Below are 213 nucleotides of genomic sequence, written 5' to 3'. Positions count from 1 at the left end.
GCGGGTCGGGTGGTGTCGTATGCGGAGTTCGGTGCTCGGGTGGCGGTGTTGGCGCGTGAGTTGATTGCGGTGGGGGTAGGGCCGGAGGTGGCGGTGGGGGTGTCGTCGGAGCGCTCGGTCGAGTTCGTGGTGGCCGTTCATGCGGTGGTCGCGGCGGGTGGACAGTATGTGCCGTTGGACACCGCGGCGCCGCTCGAGCGGGTTGGGTACATG

Annotated in this window: 1 protein-coding gene; it reads left to right on the top strand. The window is 69.5% G+C overall.

Annotation, left to right across the window (positions count from 1 at the left end):
* Positions 1-213, top strand: a 213-nt coding sequence (locus tag ACLQ3C_RS21760) for an AMP-binding protein (protein ID WP_425707150.1), incomplete at both ends; no start/stop codon positions are given.

It is taken from the genome of Gordonia sp. DT30 (genome assembly GCF_049844915.1).
Lineage (GTDB): Bacteria > Actinomycetota > Actinomycetes > Mycobacteriales > Mycobacteriaceae > Gordonia.
Note: the sequence above shows the minus strand (reverse complement) of the source record. Positions and strands in the feature narration are given on the sequence as shown.